The sequence below is a fragment of the Spiroplasma endosymbiont of Halictus nicosiae genome (assembly GCF_978018445.1).
The window spans coordinates 2,230,778-2,246,871 of the sequence record NZ_OZ389573.1 but is presented as its reverse complement, the minus strand read 5'-3'; the positions used below and the strand labels follow the sequence as shown (position 1 = coordinate 2,246,871).

Below are 16,094 nucleotides of genomic sequence, written 5' to 3'. Positions count from 1 at the left end.
TAAGTATAGTAAATTTTTATATGTTTTATATGCGTAGGCTTTTGCCCCATACCCCAAAATTGATTTAAGAAATCAAGATATATCACTCTAAGAATTAGCAATTTTTAATAATTTATCATACTTACCATTAATAAACAAATTATAACATTCATTATAAATATTTGTTTTTGTTTCGGTTTTTCTTCCTTTTAAAAAAGCTCTTTTTAATTCTTTCGAAAAATGAAATCGATCTAAAACATACTTAGCTCCTAAAAAAGAAGCTCTTTGTATAATTCAACCGTCACCATCACCAACAACAATAATTTTAAATTTTTCAGGTAAAATATAATATCTTTCTAATTCCATTAATATTCCTTGAACATAATCTTCGGTATTAATTTCACCTGTTTTTTGTTCTTTTAATATAACAAAACCTCTTTTATTTGCTAATAATTTTCTGTTATATTTACATTTTTTAAAATTAAAACCAGTATTAAATGTTGTAATCCGACATTTAAAATCTTTAATTTGTTTATCTTTTTTTAATGAAACAAAACCTTCGTCCATAAAAATATAAAGACATGAATTTTCTTTTAACTTAATCTTTTCAAATTCATTAAATAAATGACTACTAAAATACTCAATATCATATTTTCTAATAACATTTGAAATTGTCATTCTAGTTAAGTTCATGTTTGGAAAACAATGTAAAATATCTTTTTGTCTTTTTCCCTCAGATAATTCTAATATTTTTAATTCTAAATTTAAAGTTAATGTTTGATATTTTAAAACTCCTATTTTTTCATCTACAAATGCTTTGTTTTCTCATGAATTAGTTTCTTTATTTCATCTACGATAAATTCTTCGTAGATAAATTAATTCTCCTCATTCATGAACTATTTTTCTAGATCGTTTTTCTTTTACGAATCATCCATCTTTCTTATATTCTTTTTTAGAAAATATTTCATCATCAAGGTTTTTAATATGTTCTATAAATAAAATTTTACTTTCTTCATATTTATTAGCAAAAAAAGAGTCAATAAAATTATCTTGTTCTTTATTTTATATGTTAAACTAAATTTACTTGCATCTTTTCAAGCAAATAAAGCTTCTCAACTTAATTTTTGTTGATAAGTTTGTAAATATCATTGTTCAAATGTTTCTCGGTCTCGTTTTGTTGCTTGATTAGCAATATCTCCGAAAATTCTTTGTGGGTTTTGTGCCATAATTTACTTTCTTCTTTCTATTTATTAAATACATTGTCAGTATCAATAATTTTATTTTCATCTGTTTTATTTGTTGGTACTCCACCAGTATTTACTGGTTTTAATTTCATTAAATCTTGATAATCAGATTTTAACTTAGCTTTAATTACAGCAACATCGTCTTTAATATCATAATTTGTATTGCTTAAAACTTTTCTAATTTCTTCATCAGAAGTTAATGAATCAATAAAATTTCAAATATCAATTCTTTTTAACTCTTCGGCTTGTTTTTCAGAAAGTGTAACTAATTCGCTAATTCTTTGTTCTTGTTCTGATTTTAGTTTTATAAGTTCTGCATTATGTGCATCTAATTCTTCTTGATTTGCAAAAACAAATTCTGCATTTTGAATAGCTAAACTACCATCTTCATTTAAAATAGCTTGATTATTGTCATCAACTAAAACATATTTTACTGCCATTTTTTAAATTCCTCCTTTTTTCATTGATGATTGTATAATGCAAAAATAAAAAATGCAGAACACAATCCGCATTTTTTATAAAAACTCCTGATTTAAAGAAGTTGTTTCATTTAGTATGTAACATTACTGCTACTGTTAAATTATATATTATAAATTTATTTTTGATTATTTTTGGAACGAGTTCTCGGTACTTTTTAAATAATTTCAAATTTTCAATTCTAATACAATGAAAATATTTTTTTGTTACCTTATTTAAAGTATTTCAAATACTACCAGTTACTCTAATTTCGTCATCTTTTCTTAATTTTAAAAAAGTTGATAATAAATTCGGTTCATATATTGATAAAGTAGTATAATTCATTCCGGATCAACTACATCCTGCAGAACCCGTATCAATTTCTACACCACCAGCTGTTTTGGGTAGAATCTTAGTTTTTATAGAAACAGAATGAATTTTAACTTTAACATCAATTATTATTTTATTTATTCATTCTCGTTTTTTCTCTACAATTTCTTTTTTTGTCACATTCTTTTTAATCCTAGAGCTAACAGCATTTTTTGTAATAGTTGTTTTCTTTTTAGTCACTGGTTTATTTTTTTTATTAACTAAATTGCTTTGAACTCTTGGCATTTTTATTTGACTCCTTTTTAGAAAATATTGTAAATGTTTTCAAGCATCTAATTCATGTTCTGACATTTTGGTAGTCGGAAAAAAGCTTAGGTTTTATAAAAATTATAAATAAAGTAATTAAATACAAATTAAAGTAATCGCTTATTAGAGCGATTTTTTTATTTGCATTATTCATCGGATAGTATCTTTAAATTTAGAACTTTTATCATAAAAAAACAGATTAAATTCTGTTTTCCCTACACAAAATAAACGATATTTTTATAAATCCTTTCAATAAAGGTATTATCCGATGAATAATGCGGCACTTAAAATTTAATATTTTGATGCTTAAAGATGAATAACTCATCTATGGCACGAAGCCTTAAAGAAAGTGTGAAAGCGATTGGATTTACTACTCCTATTTATTTCTTTAATTCTCGGAAAGATTAATCACTTGCGAAATGTCAGAGCGCGTGTTTTTTGGCTTGTTTTCATAAAAAGAGTGCTGTTAAACCGAAAAAAACAATATCGGACACTAAAAAAACAAGAGGGTTGGAACTCCAAAAGGTTATTTTCTTTATATAAAGTTGTCTAGGGATGGATGAAGCGTAATTAATAACTGGGTAAACTGTTTCTTTGTTTATTTCCGTATGGGGGTAAACTCTATCAAAATATCTTATCCCCCCCGCTCACCTTCAAAGTGAAGTGGGCGGCGAAGTAATTAAATACTAAAATAAATTATTTACTAAATATCAAAATATTAACCAATAAAGGAATATTATGTTTTTTTACAGAAAGGAAAATATTTGATGAAAAAATGAAATAAAAAAATTAAAAATAAATTACAAGAATTAATGATACGAGCTTATCTAGTAACTGTAAATGATATTAATGATGAAATTTGAGCAACAAATAAAAATAATTAAGGAGTATAGATAAATGACAGAATATAAAAGTTTGTATATTAATAAAACTTGAAATGAAATAACAACGTCATTTGATTGAGTTAATTATCAGCCTGTTAATTGTCGTATTTCACATCATAAAAAGCATTATGATTTGCAATGTTTAGAATGAGCCAAAATGTACTTAATTTTATTTGAAAACAATTGAGATGTAATTGCTTCTTATATGCAACATTACAAAATTAACGATATTTTAGATTTAGCATCAGATGGATGAAAAATATTACAAATTGACAAAAAAATAAAACAAATAAATTAAAATATATTATTGCAATTGACCCTGCTGGAATTGGACAAACTGGTATGATTATTTATAATGTTTTGCAAAAGAAAATAATTAATAATATTACTTTTAATTCTAAAAATGAAGATGAAGAAGCAATAAATAATATGTATTTAATATTAAATGAGTTTAAAAATAAAATTTGTTCTTATTTAAATAAAGTTATTGTAATAATTGAAGATTATCAACTTCAAAAGGGTTTAAAAATAAAAAATCCATTATCTACTCCTAAATTTATTGGTGGTTTAAAAGTTTTATGTAAATATCTATTTAATTTAAATTATGTTTTACAATCGCCAGTTGTTAAGAAAAATTATATTTATAAAGGAAATATTAAAATGACAGAGCACGAATTATATGCTTGAAAACATTTACAATATTTTTTAAAAAAAGAAGTGATAAATAATGACAATAACAGAATCAATTAAATTTAACAAAATTAAAGAAGAAAATGAAACACTTAAAAAAGAACTTGCTGAAAAAAATAAAGAAATATCTAAATTAAAACAAGATGTGGCAGATTTAGAATGTAAAATATACTTTAGAAGCAAAACAATTATATAAAGAAGATTTTTACAAAAATCCATATTCAACAGGTTCTATCGATTGAATATTAGTTGACAGTTCAAAATATGACAAATTATCTAATAAGGATCTTAAATAATGTCTCAAACAAAAAGTAATTTACCTAAAAAATCAATAACTAATAAACCTAAAATAAAAAATAAAAAAGTTAATAAGTTAGAATTAACTGTTAGATTACATGAAAATCCGATTAAAACTAAGATTAAGGCACTGGTTGCTGGTGGTGTTGAAGTTGATGCTTGTTCGGCTAAATGTCAGTGAGAAAGATTAAATTACTCAACATTATCAATATATAACCCATCTATTTTAACTGAGTTTTTGAAATTAAAAAAAGATGATGAGATAAAAATTAAAGGCTCAGTATTTAATCAGTTAAATATAAAAACTAAACGCTATTTTTTGTCTTTTAGAGTAGATAGTTTTGAAATTATACAAAAAGCGATTAGAAAAAGAATAAATACAAATATTAAAAAAAGGAGGAAAAACAATGGCATTAAAAAATGTAAAATATGTTCTTATTGATGAAAATAATTAACCTATTAAAAATGAAGATGGTAGTTTAGATATTAAAACTGCTGAAATTATTTTAGAAAATACTGCTGAAGTTGAAGAATTTAATGCAAGTAATTTAGAAAATAATAATCAGCAAATCAACGAACTACAAACAAAAAATACTGAATTAACTTCACAAATTGAACAAGAAACAATTCAATTAAAGCAAATTGAAGTAATTGACTTTATTAATTCTTTAACTGATAATGAAAAATTTAAAAATGTTTTATTAAAGTCTTATGATATTACTGATGATATTGAAATCAATAAAACACAATTGCAAAGTGTTTATGATGAATTAATTAAGGTACAAACAGTTAATACTGGGGGCGTACCAAAAGTAGAAAACAAAGAAAAATGAGTGATATAACATTATGACTAATCTTCATAAAAAAGGTGTTGGTAAAAATCTACTATTAAATGCTAATTTAATGAGGGGCAGTAAAGTATATAATAATAAATTATTAAATATTTTTCATCAAACACCAATTAAATTAAATAAAATTTTAAATCATTTAAACCTAAATTTTTATATTCAAAAAGTAACTAAAAAATTATTAGCCCCAATTGAAAAACAAATAATTACTATTAAACAAAAAGTAATTAGTAAAATTACTGATAAAACTAAAAAAATATTATCTAAATTTGAAACTAAGGCTATTAAAAAAGGTCAATTATTACCTTTTGCTTATGGTTCTGATGTTTTTTTAGCAGTTAAAATTGTTCCTTTATCAGTTGCGGGTGAAGTTGCTTTAACAATATATTATAAAAATCCTAAATATGTCCCTATTGTCGTTATGACAACTTTAATCAAAGCAGAAGAGTTTGTTTTGGCTCCTGAACCGTTTAAATTTTATATGAACAGTGAGTGGTTTATTGGTTGGGGATTTTAAAAAAACAAGTTTGTTTAATTTAGTTTCTTTTGCCCCACTTGCTTATCAGCAAGTAGTAAAAGATAGTTTTAAAATATATCGGACAATTGCTAAGATATTAAAAATGCAAGAACAATTTAAAAATAACTTTAATAAAGATAAATTGTTAAATACGCTAGAAGATAGTGCGGTTACTAGTTTGTTAGGTAATGGACTAGTATTTCAAGCATATAAACAACTCAGAACAAAACAAGATTTAAACAAAATAATTAAAACAAAAACATTACTAAATAGTAAAAAATTTATATTAAAGAAAATATATTCTAAAAAAAGTAAATGATAAGGAGATGATTAAATGTTAAATGAATTATGACAAAATGTTACTTTGGAAAATTATAATAATTTTATTCCAATGACAGGTAAAATTACACAAGTTCCAGTTCGTTATAATAAGTTTTTTAAAGGTGATGTAGAATTATGATTTAAAACATTTGCTTTAAGAGCCCAAAATATGATTAATTCTTACTTAAACTATCTATTTTCAAAACTAAAGTTTGAAACATTTAAAGATCCATTATTAAAGAAAATTTGTATTAATATGGTGTTTATTACGATTGAACATTGAAAATTTAACCGCATTCCAATTGAGTTTTTTGCTTCGGCAAATATGAGTGTTGGTGATATTAATTATTCTTCACAAAATGACCCAATGACAACATGACAAGGTTTATTACCTAGTTATGCAAAATCATTTGCTAATTTAACAACTTTAAAGAAAATGTTTCGTACTTTTCAAGAAGAAGGTATTGATTTAACTATGATAGATTTAGAAGCATATTATACTCAATTAGAAGTTAATGCTTTATTAGAAAAAGAAAAAACTGAAAGAATAGAAAATGATTATAAATTAGATAAAAAAATTGATAATTTATCAAGTGAAACAAAAGAAAATTTAGATAAAAAACAAGATAAATTAACAAAAAATTCTAATCTAGAAATTGATTATATAGCTTGTCAAAGATATGTTAGTTCTAAAGATATATACATATATGGTGATTTAAGTTTTCATAATGATCCAAAACCCGAAGATATACCAAGATTTACAAAAATAGTCAGAGAAGTACAAAATAATATTCAAGTACCAATTACAAAAATTATTAATGATAAGTCAACAGATGAAGAAGTACCAATAGGAAAATCAGTATATAATGTCACTAAATATGATAACAATTTCTTATGGAAAAAAATTGATAATAATACTTCGTTAAGTATATTAAAGTTTTATTCTATTTATCCTACTGTTAAAATTACTGATTGACAAATTTATACTGGACCTAAGTCTTTGTTTAAAATATCTAGTAGTCAAATTACTTTTTAAATTAATAATTTTCAATTTTACAATCCAAAATCTTGAAGATGATTTAATTACTGAGTTTATTTTAGTAATAGTGATAATAAAATATATTTTTGAGATGAAAATAATAATATGAGAATTGATTTTGAAGGTAGTATTTATGAATATCAGGGTGAAGTAACGCCCATATAGGAAGGAGATGTTTTTATGCCAAAAGTAGAAGTTAAAGATGTCGTTATGTTTTTAAAAATCTTTGGAGTTTTATCATTGTTTTTTATTGCAGGAATTATTATTTGTTTTATAGGACCTACTAAATTAGGAATTGGTTGACCTGCATATGTAATTATTGGTGCAATGCTTAATGGTTTTGGGGTAATTGTTTTAATTATTGAAACAATTAGATTTATCAAAACACATAAAAAAGAACAAAATAAAGATAGTATTGAAAATGTTATTAAAAAAGAAGATACAAAATAAAGAGGCGTTATAAATGGGATTGTTACCGGCAAAAAAGAAATTAAAAAAAGAATATGATATTGATAGTTATTATCTTAATTTAGCATCAACGATTACTAATCGTAAAAATGTTACTGTTCAAAAACATAATGAAATTTTAGAAAAAAGAATTTGTGAAGATAATGCTAATTTTTTAAATCCACGTGATTTAGAAATTAGCATTTATAATCCAATTAATAAACAGTATTTAGACACTAAATTAATTAATAAATTTTTAAAAATGCAAGACTTTACTAATAAGAATTGATATAACAAATATAAAATTAATAAAAATGGTAAGGGTGCATATTTTATTTTTGCTAATAATTCAAAACTTAATTTTATTACTATTGATTTTTACAATGACCAGTATGATGAATTAGGTAATTTAGTATCTTGCACTTTTGATTATGACCCTTATATTAAAAATGACCAGAGTATTTTTATTACTGAAAAAATAGAGATTGATGCTGTAACTAAACAAGTTAAAGTTATTAGAAAGTTAAAAATACAATTATATAGTACTATTACCGACTTATATATTGATGATGCTAAATGAAATAACTATACAACATTGCAAAGAGAAGAAATATTACCAATTGATTTTATTCCCATTGAAATTATTCCTAATAACCCTAATTTCGAACCTTCTGCTCGTTATGGTAAACAATTTGCTAGTATTTTAGATATTATTGCTGAAAAGATAATGTTAGACCCATTATTAAATAGTGGTAAATTTACCATTAATACTAATGGGGTTACTGGTGTTGTTGACCAAGAAATTAGTAAAATGTTGGCTTCATTTTTTGAAAATGACTTGTTATTAGTTGAAGGTGACCCCGATAGTAATTTTCAACCAGTATACTATATTGCTGGTAATTTTAAAGGTGAACAATTAACCAAAATATACGATTGATTATTAACTAATTACTATAAAATAAATCGCCATCATGTCCCCGCAATTGCTAAGGGGGCCCAACAAACTCAGGCGGAAGTTGCTGGTGTAAATATTCAAACAAACGCATCATACGAACAAATGATATATATTAGAGAAATTAAATTAACTGAATTTATTATTAAGTTAATTAAATATGATAATGCAATTTTAAATAGTAGAACATTTAATATTAAAAATATTGACGAGTTAATTGTTGATGTTCACTTACCAGTAAATGCCACTTTAAACAGACAATTAAAAAACAACGAAACTATTATCAATACGCTTATTGAAGAAGGAGAACAAGAATAATGTTAAAACCATCTGAAAAAATGTTAGCACAATTAGCAGAAAAAGATGAACCAATTGACTATTCAATTGATAGTATTCCGTTGGATTTTGCTAATCAATCGCAATACAGCGACCCTGATTTAGAACAATTATTTACTATAGACCCTGCCAGAACCTTATACATTTATAAAATTAATAATCTTGTTAATACAAAGCAAAAACCAATCTTAAACTACTCTCAAAATAGCGTTAAGATCGGTTTTATTGACAAAGATAAATATATTAAAATAACTGGTTATGAAATTAGCTATTTTAACTTTAAATTAGAAATACAACAAAATACCACAGTACAAGATAATAGCACAAGTTATGTAATGAATGATGAAAAAGATATTTTAATTAATGATATTTCAAAACAAGATAAAGAATTTTTAGAAGCATTAGATTTAAAAATAGTATATATTAATGAACCAATTAGTGAAGACAATAAAAATGAATGTTATATCATTGAAGAATATAAACGCCCTTATACACCCGATGGTGTTGACATTATTAAATCTACTCACTTAATTAAAATAACTGACTTTAAATGAAAAAATCAAAATAGTATTCATTTAGTATTACAAAAATCATTGCCCGAAGATACAGTATTTACTGGTATTGAGATTAAATACCCTCTAAATCAATGTTATTTGGAAATATAAAATGTTGAGGCAATGTCAATGGTGTTTATTCTTATCCCCAGTCAATTATTCAAAATGCCAACCTAGTACTTTTGTTATCAATGCCAATTGAAACTAATTCTAATTTAAGAGTATTTCAATATTGATTTACCAAAAGTTTTTTACCATGAAGTATTGTCAAAGATTATATAAAAGGAAAAGATATTTTAGGTTTATTAGGTGTTAAAAAATTAAATATTGTTTTATTAAATTATCTAACATATCGTTATAATTATGATAGAAAATTTCAAGGTGCAAAATACGATGAAAAAGGTAATCCTACTAATAAAGCGGCGGAATTACGCCAAAAATTCGAAGGACAAAAACCCGAAGATGTAATTTATGGTTTATTTAAAAACTGAAAATTAGATAATTATAAATCTTTAAATGATAATGCTGTCAAAAGATTTAAACAAATTATCTATATGTTATCAAACTTTACTTATAGTAAATACGCAATTAATAAAAGTTATAATGACGATATTAAATTGTTTTCTCCTTATTATTTTGAATTAACTTCAACTCCCAATAAAATGGAAGATGGTTATTGAGAATTTAAAGATTGTCAAGTACTGTTAAATTCATCATATTTTAATTTTTCTGGTGGACCTACCCCACCTAAAAATTATTGAGAAGAAGTTTATGCAAGTGAAAAACCTTTTAAACAATTAGACAATAAATATTATTTTGTAGTGTGGCGCGGTAATAAAAAGGATGATTGAAGAATTATTAAATTAATACATAATGAATTAAAAATAGGAAAAATATTCGATAAGTATAATCAATATACATTAGAATTAAGACAAGAAACTGGTTATCCATTTGATTTTACTTTATATGTTAGATATTCATCTTCTTGAGCCCCAGAAGATTGAGAATCAGATAATGGCACATACTTTAAAACAGTTTATCGCTGAAATAATAGCAGTGAACCAAATGCACCAATTATTGACCAAAAAACTGGACAAATTACAAATTGAAATTTAAAAAAACAAAATAATAACAATGATGAAATTAAAGTAACTGTTAAAAATAAAGATATTTCAGAAAACTTTGTTTATCAACTAGAAACAAATTATTTTAATTGATTATCAATAACAAATGAATTAGAAACAAACAATATTCCTTCTCTTATTCCTGCTGAAATTAAATTATCAGATGGAGAATATGGGAAGTATTTAACTAATTTAATTGTTTCTAATGACAAAATAGAAAATTATTTAAACTATTTTTCGCAATGATATAAATTACTTTATTCTAAAGCAGCTTGAACAAGTATTACTAAAAATTTAGTTGAAGATAACATTAAAATAACTTTTTATAAACATGAAAAATTATTTATTTTAAATCAAATTGAAATATCTGGGATATGGGGTTATCGAAATTATGATATAAATATTTTTATTGAAAAACCAAACGAAAAAATTATTAAAGGAAAAGATATTAACTTAGAATTAATTAAAAGTTGCCCTATAGGAACCAAAGTTAGTGGTAAAGATAGAAATACATTTCTTCAGTTAATAGAAGAAAATGTGTGATATCTTTGAAAAAACGGTCTTGAAGATGAGAAATCATATTCAAATAAAGCAGTTGTTGATTTTTAAAAAGAATCAAATAGTATAATATTTTCTTATCCACCTATAAAAGAACAAATTAATATTAATAATTTACAATTATTTAATAAAAACAATGAAAAAATATTTTTAATTATACTAGAAATATAAAAACTTATTTAATTAATTAAATAAGTTTTTATATTTCTTAACTCTCATCTTTTATTTCACCAGTTTTAGAATCAACAACTAAATTAGGAATATTTTTATCTGAATTTCAGCGATAAACTGTTTTAAAGTATGTGCCATTATCTGATTCTCAATCTTCTGGGGCTCAAGAAGATGAATATCTAACATATAAAGTAAAATCAAATGGATAACCAGTTTCTTATCTTAATTCTAATGTATATTGATTATACTTATCGAATATTTTTCTTATTTTTAATTCATTATGTATTAATTTAATAATTCTTCAATCATCCTTTTTATTACCGCACCACACTACAAAATAATATTTATTGTCTAATTGTTTAAAAGGTTTTTCTTGTGGTGCCATTCATTCTAATTTAATATCATTTATAATTTTGCTATTATCTTCTTTTAATTTTTCTAGCTCTTGTTGTGTAAGATGATTACAAGCAACTAAATTTGTTGTACTTGTTCCTATTAAAGTGATTGCTCCCAAAAGACTTAATATTTTTTTCATTATGATAATTTCCTTTCAGTAAATATTCTCATTATATAAACTGGTCAATCTGGGCTCGCGGTGATTTTCATAAGTTTTACGAAAAATTACTTAAAGTTTAAAAAAACTTTTGCCGTGCTTTTCAAAATACTTGGGAAAAATTCTAAGTGTTAAGCGAAAAATTTTATAAAGGTTCCCAAATTTGCTTGAAAGAACCTCAAAATCTTTTTTAACTTATAGGTCATTTTATCACAAAAATTTAAGAAAATCAACCGCTCGCTCAATTCCTGCAAATGATTTTTATAGTCTTAATGATATAATTAAAGCATTTAAAGAAAGGAAGTATATTTAATTTTATGTATAAAAAGGAAATAAAGTTAATGTTAAAATAACAAACATTATATCTTATGGTGCTTTTTATAGAGCAGAAAAGGCTGATGGTTTAATTCATATTAGTGATATTTCAAATTACTTTGTTAAAGATATTAGAGATTTTTTGATGTTGGTGATGAAATTGAAGTTGAGATACTAGATTTTAATTCAGTTAGAAAACATCTTAAATTAAGTTATAAAGATTGTCATCCTGAACTATTGAAAAATGATGATGGTAATAAAATACAAGAAAAATCACCTAGTTTAGAAAAAACATTAAATACTAATTATTTAATAAATAAAAAGTAAATAAAATTTATAAATTTTAGAAGGTTTAAAAAACCTTTTTTATATTCCCATTTTAAAACAATATGGATGGTACATTTTATTATCGGGTGTGTTTGTTTTGGTATCACTAAATCTTAGTTCACTAATGCACTTATCTAAAAAAAGGAAGTTATCTAAAATACCATATATTTTGCCTTGAACAAACATTTTTCTTATTCAGGTTACGCGATTGATTATACCCGCTTCTTTATTAAGAGATGTCTGATGTTTTTTGGCTTTAAACATTTTAATTTTATAGCCTAAATAAGGGTAAATATCTTATTGTAATTTTTGCATAAAGTCGTGGGCATTAATATCATAATGAAATGTAGCATATTCAAAACCATCAAATTTATCAAATGTATTAATTATTCATTGTCCGTAATATTCAACTATTTCATTTAAATTCATTGCGTTTTTAGGTGTAACAACATTTTCTTCAATTAAATATTTATCATATTGATTATTTTCATTAATTTTATAACCACTAAATAAAAACACCGTATGGTTTTCACTACCATTAGCATAATCAACACCAATTGAATAACTATCAAATTGATATTGTTTTGTATTGGTATTATAAAAATCTTGTAAATTATATTCTTTAATATATTTACGATAATTTCGTAAAACATAAATACTGGGGTCATTATCGTTATATTCAAATCCGTAGTATTCAAGTTCAAATAAATCAGGCCGTTCTTCTTTGTTTGTTAAAACAAGCTAGTTCTTTATCAGTTAAAATTTCTTTTTCTTCAGCATGTATCATTTCATCTGTTCACACCGATATAATACCACTACCTTTACCAACTTTTCCCATAATTTTATTACCATTAGCATAACCAGCAAAAGCAATGCGAACACCACTAGGAAAAACAATTTCGCCACCTTCTTTAACATTTTTAGGTCAAACAATGCCATTTTCATTGTCGGGTCCTATATCAATCCCATATTTATCGTATAAATAATTACATACATTAATTGTATCGCCAAATGTAGTATCTTCATGGGTATTGGCATATCTTTGTAAAATGTTAGATGAAGCATCAGTAAAATTACAAGCAAAAAATAATTTTTCTGCTATGTGATTTGATGTCTTATTAGTACCACGCCCCGCTGAAACAAACTTAAAAAAAGTTGGTGAAGTAAAATATCAGGCATAACTATCACCAACAAAGTCTTTAAATACTTCTCAATAAAAACCAAAATTATAGTCACTAAAATTCAAATCATATTTTTTATTTAAATATTTATAACTAGTAATCCGTTTTTTGTTATTAATTTTGGTAAAATCCTGCATTTTTAAATAGCCTCCTTTTTTTGATAAGATTATGTGAAATATTGAGTATCATATTTTAAAATAATTTGTTTATATGAAAGGAAATTATAAAATGGAATTAAAACAAAATTTATTAGAAGATTATAAAAAAGATAAAATAATAGAAACAAACAATGAAACTAAAAATTTATTGATTGAAAGAGATAATGAGATATTTAAATTATATCAACAAGGACAAATATTACAAGGATATAAGGTGATATCAAAATTGCCAAAAACAATTAAAACAGAATATGGAGATATTCCTATTAAAAGAAGATTATATCTTAAATATGATGAAGAAAAAAAGAAAATATAAATCGTTATCCTTTAGATGAAGAATTAGGTTTAAAAAAATACGAAAGAATTGAAATAAATTTAAAAAATAAATATATGTCTTTTATAGATGATGGAAAAAGATATAAAGATATTTTACATACAACAGAGAATGCAAATATTAGTGAAAGAACAATATCTAATATTTTTAAGAAATGCCGATTTAGAAGAAACCGATTACATTAGTAATAAAAATAACAATAAAATTAAAATTCCAAATAATGTTTTATATATTCAAATTTACGGAGCTTTTGAACCAATGCGAGAAAATAAAAAAAAAAAAAAATGAAAATAAAATATTTCTTGCGACTATGCATGTTGGTATTGATCAAGAAAAGTCAACAAAAACCAGAATAAAAATAAAAAAGAAAAAAGGCGTTTTTCAAATGATGAATAAAAATCATAAAAATAAAAATAATAAATCTAATATTGATAATTTTATTGATAAATTTTTTAAATCAATGGATACTTATGATATTAATCAAAATACTAAAATATTAATATTAAGTGATGGTCAAAAACAAATTAAAAAAATTTATAGAGCAGTAAAAGCAAAATATAAAAATAACACTGTATCATATAGTTTAGATAAATTTCATTTATCAAATAGATTTAAACAATTATTCCCAAATCGAAATAGAATCAAAATTTATAGAATAAAATATAAATTAGCAAAAATATATTTCTTTACTGGAAATTATAAATTATTATTAGATTTTTTAATATGTCATTTACCATATGTTAATGGTAATAAAAAAATATTTTTATTAGAAACCATTGAATTAATTAAAAGTAATGAAGAAGGTATTGTAAATCAATCATTAGAATATAATATTGGTTGTCATGTTGAGGGTGATATATCGCATTATATTAAGGCTGTTAAAGAGCGTGGCGCAAAAATATATTGTAAAGAAACATTTATCAATATGTTAATTGCTTCTATGTTAAGATTTAATAATCAAATTAATGATGAGAAAGTTGATAAAACTAATAAAAATAAAGAAAAGATTGAATTTAATATATTTAATTTAAATCAATTTCAAAATCAATTTTTATCTTTATAAAAAATAAAAAACCTTTTAAAATTAGCAATAACTTTAAAAAGTATTTTTTAGTATGTCAAAATTCATAATTTTATAAATTATTTTTTCAACTAAAAATTATATTTTTAAAAAAAGTTGAATTTTTTATAAATTTTGTTATCATTTAGTCATAAGTGAAACTTAATTTGTTTTTAATTACTTAATTTTATTAAAAACCTAAGAATAATGAATACTACCGACATTTTTATATTTCCTTTATAATTTAATTTTATTGTACCTCTAACATTTGGTTCTTGAATTCTTTTCTAATATTTTCTAATTTAGAAATAATTTCATTATCCTTATATTTTTTTGCTAATGCTTTTAACCAAAAAAATGTTTTGATTCCACTTTTATTCCTCATTATAACAATAAATTTTAATATTTTGTGTATGAAACTGTTTTTTTTGTACGATAAACAACTTGATGAACATACTTTTTTTAATTTCAAAAAGCGGATTATCTGGACTAACCTGATAATAATTAATTACTACATCTTCTACTGATTCATAAATACCAACTAAATGATCATTTATGTCATATATTGCATATACTAAATTTTTAGCTAATCCCATAAAATATCATTCTCATTAAAATTTATTGGTTCAGTATTATTTTTATTAGACTCTTTTTCTAGGTCATTTATTTGCCGTGAATATGCCGACTGATTACCTCTTGCTTGTTTCTCAATAAGTTCTTTTAATAAAGTATCAAATTTTACATCTCATATATAATTTTTATTCATATAAACATATACAAGTTTTTGACTATATTCAATTTTAAAAACCTCCAGTCTGTTGTTAATAAAGTGTTTTTAAACATGTTATCTAACATGTTATTGAACACATTATTTAACTAATTATTTAACTTGTTTCTTGTTAATTAACATGTTGGTGTTAGTAGAAAAAAGCATACTAAAAAAAACATTTGTTAACTTTTTTGTTAATTTAACAAATTTAATTAAAAGTTTAATAAACAAGCTTGTTTTTAACAAATAAAAACGGATTTTCCCTTTTTGGAAAAACCCGTATCTTTTTTACTCGCCCCCATAAGTTTAGTATCGGTTTGTATTAATGCTTAAAGGAATTACAA

At 23.5% G+C, this 16,094-nt stretch carries 26 protein-coding genes; 15 read left to right on the top strand and 11 right to left on the bottom strand.

Going from position 1 to position 16,094, the window contains the following annotated elements; all coding sequences use genetic code 4:
- Window positions 1–87 precede the first annotated feature (87 nt).
- The 4 genes from ACZ91P_RS15205 to ACZ91P_RS15190 all read right to left on the bottom strand — a co-directional run bounded on the left by ACZ91P_RS15205 (window position 88) and on the right by ACZ91P_RS15190 (window position 2,294).
- Window positions 88–657 carry a UPF0236 family transposase-like protein gene (locus tag ACZ91P_RS15205; protein WP_465157165.1) on the bottom strand — a complete coding sequence of 190 codons (570 nt, stop codon included), beginning with the start codon at window positions 655–657 and terminating at the stop codon, window positions 88–90.
- A gap of 311 nt (window positions 658–968) precedes the next feature.
- A complete protein-coding gene (locus ACZ91P_RS15200) occupies window positions 969–1,205 on the bottom strand; it encodes a hypothetical protein (RefSeq protein ID WP_465157164.1) in 237 nt (78 codons plus the stop codon).
- Window positions 1,206–1,222: 17 nt separating this feature from the next.
- A complete protein-coding gene (locus ACZ91P_RS15195) occupies window positions 1,223–1,663 on the bottom strand; it encodes a hypothetical protein (RefSeq protein ID WP_465157163.1) in 441 nt (146 codons plus the stop codon).
- Window positions 1,629–2,294 carry a hypothetical protein gene (locus ACZ91P_RS15190; RefSeq protein WP_465157162.1) on the bottom strand — a complete coding sequence of 222 codons (666 nt, stop codon included), beginning with the start codon at window positions 2,292–2,294 and terminating at the stop codon, window positions 1,629–1,631. Before ACZ91P_RS15190 ends, ACZ91P_RS15195 begins: the two co-directional genes overlap by 35 nt.
- Window positions 2,295–3,212: 918 nt before the next feature.
- Here ACZ91P_RS15190 and ACZ91P_RS15185 point away from each other — a divergent pair.
- The 11 genes from ACZ91P_RS15185 (at window position 3,213) to ACZ91P_RS15135 (ending at window position 10,933) form a co-directional block, all read left to right on the top strand.
- On the top strand, window positions 3,213–3,497 hold the full coding sequence (locus ACZ91P_RS15185) for a hypothetical protein (RefSeq protein ID WP_465157161.1): 285 nt from the start codon (window positions 3,213–3,215) through the stop codon (window positions 3,495–3,497).
- Window positions 3,452–3,949, top strand: coding sequence for a hypothetical protein (locus ACZ91P_RS15180; protein WP_465157160.1), 498 nt, complete (start codon window positions 3,452–3,454; stop codon window positions 3,947–3,949). Before ACZ91P_RS15185 ends, ACZ91P_RS15180 begins: the two co-directional genes overlap by 46 nt.
- Window positions 3,927–4,085: a hypothetical protein gene (locus ACZ91P_RS15175; protein ID WP_465157159.1), complete on the top strand. Its 159-nt coding sequence runs from the start codon at window positions 3,927–3,929 to the stop codon at window positions 4,083–4,085. The genes ACZ91P_RS15180 and ACZ91P_RS15175 overlap by 23 nt, the downstream gene beginning before the upstream one ends.
- A 99-nt stretch (window positions 4,086–4,184) precedes the next feature.
- On the top strand, window positions 4,185–4,637 hold the full coding sequence (locus ACZ91P_RS15170; RefSeq protein WP_465157158.1) for a hypothetical protein: 453 nt from the start codon (window positions 4,185–4,187) through the stop codon (window positions 4,635–4,637).
- Window positions 4,638–5,032: 395 nt separating this feature from the next.
- Entirely contained in the window at window positions 5,033–5,551 is a 519-nt protein-coding gene (locus ACZ91P_RS15165; protein WP_465157157.1) for a hypothetical protein, read from the top strand.
- 10 nt (window positions 5,552–5,561) lie between these two features.
- On the top strand, window positions 5,562–5,873 hold the full coding sequence (locus tag ACZ91P_RS15160; protein WP_465157156.1) for a hypothetical protein: 312 nt from the start codon (window positions 5,562–5,564) through the stop codon (window positions 5,871–5,873).
- 12 nt (window positions 5,874–5,885) lie between these two features.
- Window positions 5,886–6,908 carry a hypothetical protein gene (locus tag ACZ91P_RS15155; RefSeq protein ID WP_465157155.1) on the top strand — a complete coding sequence of 341 codons (1,023 nt, stop codon included), beginning with the start codon at window positions 5,886–5,888 and terminating at the stop codon, window positions 6,906–6,908.
- 183 nt (window positions 6,909–7,091) lie between these two features.
- Window positions 7,092–7,361 (top strand): hypothetical protein, encoded by a 270-nt coding sequence (locus ACZ91P_RS15150; protein WP_465157154.1) that lies wholly within the window; start codon window positions 7,092–7,094, stop codon window positions 7,359–7,361.
- 13 nt (window positions 7,362–7,374) lie between these two features.
- Window positions 7,375–8,628, top strand: a complete 1,254-nt coding sequence (locus ACZ91P_RS15145) for a hypothetical protein (RefSeq protein ID WP_465157153.1) — start codon at window positions 7,375–7,377, stop codon at window positions 8,626–8,628.
- The gene (locus tag ACZ91P_RS15140) at window positions 8,628–9,311 is read left to right on the top strand and encodes a hypothetical protein (protein WP_465157152.1); all 684 of its coding nucleotides are present in this window, start codon (window positions 8,628–8,630) and stop codon (window positions 9,309–9,311) included. The genes ACZ91P_RS15145 and ACZ91P_RS15140 overlap by 1 nt, the downstream gene beginning before the upstream one ends.
- On the top strand, window positions 9,293–10,933 hold the full coding sequence (locus ACZ91P_RS15135) for a hypothetical protein (protein WP_465157151.1): 1,641 nt from the start codon (window positions 9,293–9,295) through the stop codon (window positions 10,931–10,933). Before ACZ91P_RS15140 ends, ACZ91P_RS15135 begins: the two co-directional genes overlap by 19 nt.
- Window positions 10,934–11,270: 337 nt before the next feature.
- Here ACZ91P_RS15135 and ACZ91P_RS15130 read toward each other — a convergent pair whose 3' ends face one another.
- Window positions 11,271–11,588 (bottom strand): lipoprotein, encoded by a 318-nt coding sequence (locus ACZ91P_RS15130; RefSeq protein ID WP_465157150.1) that lies wholly within the window; start codon window positions 11,586–11,588, stop codon window positions 11,271–11,273.
- A 367-nt stretch (window positions 11,589–11,955) separates the two neighbouring features.
- On the opposite strand from ACZ91P_RS15130, the gene ACZ91P_RS15125 reads away from it, so the two are divergent.
- Window positions 11,956–12,099, top strand: coding sequence for a hypothetical protein (locus ACZ91P_RS15125; protein ID WP_465159020.1), 144 nt, complete (start codon window positions 11,956–11,958; stop codon window positions 12,097–12,099).
- Between the two features lie 188 nt (window positions 12,100–12,287).
- On the opposite strand, the gene ACZ91P_RS15120 is transcribed toward ACZ91P_RS15125, so the two are convergent.
- The 3 genes from ACZ91P_RS15120 to ACZ91P_RS15110 form a co-directional block, all read right to left on the bottom strand.
- A complete protein-coding gene (locus tag ACZ91P_RS15120) occupies window positions 12,288–12,512 on the bottom strand; it encodes a hypothetical protein (protein WP_465157149.1) in 225 nt (74 codons plus the stop codon).
- A gap of 33 nt (window positions 12,513–12,545) precedes the next feature.
- The gene (locus tag ACZ91P_RS15115; RefSeq protein ID WP_465157148.1) at window positions 12,546–12,767 is read right to left on the bottom strand and encodes a hypothetical protein; all 222 of its coding nucleotides are present in this window, start codon (window positions 12,765–12,767) and stop codon (window positions 12,546–12,548) included.
- Between the two features lie 154 nt (window positions 12,768–12,921).
- Window positions 12,922–13,566: a hypothetical protein gene (locus tag ACZ91P_RS15110; protein ID WP_465157147.1), complete on the bottom strand. Its 645-nt coding sequence runs from the start codon at window positions 13,564–13,566 to the stop codon at window positions 12,922–12,924.
- 91 nt (window positions 13,567–13,657) lie between these two features.
- On the opposite strand from ACZ91P_RS15110, the gene ACZ91P_RS15105 reads away from it, so the two are divergent.
- The 3 genes from ACZ91P_RS15105 (at window position 13,658) to ACZ91P_RS15095 (ending at window position 14,984) form a co-directional block, all read left to right on the top strand.
- Window positions 13,658–13,903, top strand: coding sequence for a hypothetical protein (locus tag ACZ91P_RS15105; protein WP_465157146.1), 246 nt, complete (start codon window positions 13,658–13,660; stop codon window positions 13,901–13,903).
- A gap of 129 nt (window positions 13,904–14,032) precedes the next feature.
- Complete coding sequence (locus ACZ91P_RS15100) at window positions 14,033–14,215, top strand: hypothetical protein (protein WP_465157145.1); 183 nt, start codon at window positions 14,033–14,035, stop codon at window positions 14,213–14,215.
- A gap of 91 nt (window positions 14,216–14,306) precedes the next feature.
- Window positions 14,307–14,984, top strand: coding sequence for a hypothetical protein (locus ACZ91P_RS15095; protein ID WP_465157144.1), 678 nt, complete (start codon window positions 14,307–14,309; stop codon window positions 14,982–14,984).
- Window positions 14,985–15,231: 247 nt separating this feature from the next.
- Here the strand turns inward: ACZ91P_RS15095 and ACZ91P_RS15090 are convergent, their stop codons facing one another.
- Genes ACZ91P_RS15090 through ACZ91P_RS15080 form a run of 3 tightly spaced genes read right to left on the bottom strand, consistent with a single transcriptional unit; the run spans window position 15,232 to window position 15,747 of the window.
- The gene (locus ACZ91P_RS15090) at window positions 15,232–15,366 is read right to left on the bottom strand and encodes a hypothetical protein (protein WP_465157143.1); all 135 of its coding nucleotides are present in this window, start codon (window positions 15,364–15,366) and stop codon (window positions 15,232–15,234) included.
- Window positions 15,356–15,577 carry a hypothetical protein gene (locus tag ACZ91P_RS15085; RefSeq protein ID WP_465157142.1) on the bottom strand — a complete coding sequence of 74 codons (222 nt, stop codon included), beginning with the start codon at window positions 15,575–15,577 and terminating at the stop codon, window positions 15,356–15,358. The genes ACZ91P_RS15090 and ACZ91P_RS15085 overlap by 11 nt, the downstream gene beginning before the upstream one ends.
- Window positions 15,568–15,747 (bottom strand): hypothetical protein, encoded by a 180-nt coding sequence (locus ACZ91P_RS15080; protein ID WP_465157141.1) that lies wholly within the window; start codon window positions 15,745–15,747, stop codon window positions 15,568–15,570. The genes ACZ91P_RS15085 and ACZ91P_RS15080 overlap by 10 nt, the downstream gene beginning before the upstream one ends.
- Window positions 15,748–16,094: the final 347 nt, after the last annotated feature.